Origin of the sequence: Streptomyces beijiangensis (assembly GCF_017315755.1) — a bacterium.
GTDB classification, from domain to species: domain Bacteria; phylum Actinomycetota; class Actinomycetes; order Streptomycetales; family Streptomycetaceae; genus Streptomyces; species Streptomyces beijiangensis.
The window spans coordinates 1-2,768 of record NZ_JAFLRJ010000480.1; the positions used below are offsets into that span (position 1 = coordinate 1).

Here is a 2,768-nt window from a genome sequence, read left to right on the forward strand (position 1 = left end):
GCCTCGGAGGGAGGGACGCCCAGGAGCGGGGCGAGACGGGTGCGGGCTGCCGAGCGGAGCACTGCGGCTGCGCGGTCGCGGGCGTTCGTCTTGCGGTAGAGACGGGCGCGGCCCTCGGTGGATTCGGAGGCGCGGAGGGTGACGGGGAGGCGTTCGGCGACCAGGGGACCCAGGCGGCGGCCACGCCAGACAGCGGCGAGGGCGGCGGCCAGGGCGAGTTGGAGTGTTCCCCAGAGCCAGCCGGACGGGATGAGGTCGAAGAAGCTCTGATTGCCGCCGTCGATGGCGGAGGCGTCGCCGAGCGAGGGGAGGTACCAGACGAGATGGGGCCGGGAGCCGAGGAGTTGGAGGGCGAGCGAGGCGTTGCCCTCGTCGCCGAGCCGGTGGTTGAGGAGGATGTCCGGTGCGCCGAGCAGGACGGTGTCGCCGTCGTCGGCGCCGGTGGACGGAACGGTGAGCAGGGTGGGGCGGTCACCTGCGGGGTAGCAGCCGGAGGCGTCGAGGCCGGGGGCCGAGTAGCGGATGCCGCCTGTGTCTGCGGGGCCCGCGCGGACGGCGGCGGGCAGAGCGCACTCAGGGGCGCGGGCGGAGACCGAGGCGGGGGCTCCGGCCCGTACACCGGGGGCGAGCCTGGAGACGGACGGTGGTCCCGGGGCGAGGAGGACGGTACGGCCGCCGGCCTGGACGATGGCGGCGCGCAGTGTCTTCTGCTGATGCGGGGTCAGGAGGTCGGGGGTGGTCACCAGGAGAGTGGTGTCCGGGGCGGCCGCGGTGACGGTCTCGTCGAGTGTGGTGACGACCCGGGTGGAGACGCCGCGGTCCTTGAGGAGCTCGGCCACTGCACGGCTGCCGTTGCGGTCGGCGGAGCGCGGGTCGAGGCTGCCGTGCTGGTCCCCGGACCGTATGGCGGCGAAGGCGATGCCGGCCACGAGGAGGAGGGCGAGCGCGACGAGGAGACCCCGGCCGCGGGTCCATATCTGGCGGGCGCTGGGGGAGAGCGAAGTGGCGGGAGCAGCGGGGGCGGTCATCCGGCGGCTCCCTGGGGAGCTGCTGCCAGCAGGGGCTTTGTGCGCTCCAGGTCGTGGTCGAGCGCGGTCAGACGCAGGTATGCCTGCTCGTCCGCCGTACGTCCGCCGTATGTGATGTCGTCGAACTCGCGGGCTGCGGAGCGCAGTCGGCCCGCGTGGGCAGGGAGCGGGCGGGCGGCTTCGGCTGCCGCCTCGTCCGCGGTGCGGCCCGGGCGGGGGTCGAGCAGGGTGCGTTCTTCCAGGGAGCGCACGATGGCGCGCATCCGTTCCTGGACGGCCGGGGTCCAGGCGTGGCCGGCTGCATGGGTTTCGGCCGCGGTGCGGTGCTCGTCCGCGGTGCGCGGCCGGTCGTCGAAGAGCGTGGACGCGGAGGTGGGGAGCCGCTGCGGGGTGCCCAGGCGCCACCAGAGGGCGGCGATCAGTGCGAGGACGAGCAGGACGATGACGACGAGGCCGAGTACGCCTCCGGGGGCGGCCCCGGAGGCGGCGTCGAACAGGCCGCCGAGCCAGTCCCAGAAGCGGTCGATGCCGCGCCGGAGCAGACTCGGGTCGTTCTCGTGGTACATCGGCTTGGACAGTTCGCGCTTCGCCGCCTCGCGGGCGGGGTCGCGTGAGATGTCCACCGGTGGTGTCGGTGTGGTCGTGCCTGCGCGGGTCAGCAGCCGCGTTGTTGTCCAGCCCCCCGGAGCCGACACCGCATCAGCTCCCGGTGGTCTCGTAGCCGGGCAGGCCTGCGGCGCGCGCGAGTTCGAGGTCGAGGGCTTCGCGGCGGATGCGCTGGTCCACGTAGAGCAGGACCGTCACACCGGCGGAGATCGGGTAGGTGATCGTCGAGGCGATCACCGCGCCGATGCCGCTGACGATCAGGTAGGGCCACCCGAAGTCGGGTGTGGTTCCGGAGAACAGGTCGCTGAAGCTGTTGCCGTCCACGGCGATGGCGATCGCGGAGAACGGAATCCCGATGATCATGGAGACGACCAGGGTCAGCACGATGGTGAGGAGCGTGATGCCGAAGATCCGCCACCAGGTGCCCCTGACCAGCTTGGCCGAGCGGCGCAGGGACTGGACGATGCCCCGTCGTTCCAGCATCAGCGCGGGGGAGGCGAGCGTGAAGCGGATCATCAGCCACACCACGACGACCAGGGCCGCGAGACCGCCGAATGCGGCGAGTACCGCGCCGCCGGCCGATCCGATGAGGGCGCCGGGGAGGATGCCGACGGCCAGGATCGCGCCGGACATCAGAGCGAGGAGCAGGGTCAGACCGAGGAGGCCGGCCAGCCGGGGGCGTGCTTCGCCCCAGGCTTCCTTGAGCGTCACCGGGCGGCCGAGCACGGAGCGGCTGATCACCATCGTGAGCATCGCCGTGGTGAAGAGTGTGCCGACGAGCGTGATGACCAGCGTGGGGGCCAGTGCCAGCAGGCTGGACTGCATCGAGTCGAAGGCCTGGTTGAGGGCCTCGGTGCCGGTGGCGTCGGGATCGAGGGTCACCGGGTCGGGCAGCAGGAAGCGCTGGACCAGGATGTCGCAGAGCTGAGTGACCACGGCGACGGTGAGCGTGAGGCCGAGCACGGTGCGCCAGTGGGCGCGCATGGTCGAGACCGCACCGTCGAGGATCTCGCCGACTCCGAGGGGGCGCAGCGGGATGACACCCGGCTTGGCCGCCGGAGGCTGTCCCCAGCCGCCGCCCTGCTGCGGGCCGCCCCAGCCGCCCTGCTGAGGGACGCCCTGGTACTGGCTGCC

At 72.7% G+C, this 2,768-nt stretch carries 3 protein-coding genes; all 3 read right to left on the bottom strand.

Annotated features, from left to right (window positions below; genetic code table 11):
* Positions 1–1,028, bottom strand: a 1,028-nt coding sequence (locus tag J0695_RS35455; RefSeq protein ID WP_206968886.1) for a DUF4350 domain-containing protein, incomplete at its 3' end; no start/stop codon positions are given.
* Positions 1,025–1,723 carry a DUF4129 domain-containing protein gene (locus J0695_RS35460; RefSeq protein ID WP_372445879.1) on the bottom strand — a complete coding sequence of 233 codons (699 nt, stop codon included), beginning with the start codon at positions 1,721–1,723 and terminating at the stop codon, positions 1,025–1,027. The genes J0695_RS35460 and J0695_RS35455, both read right to left, overlap by 4 nt.
* Before the next feature lie 4 nt (positions 1,724–1,727).
* On the bottom strand, positions 1,728–2,768 hold a 1,041-nt coding region (locus J0695_RS35465), incomplete at its 5' end, for a DUF7847 domain-containing protein (protein WP_242553612.1).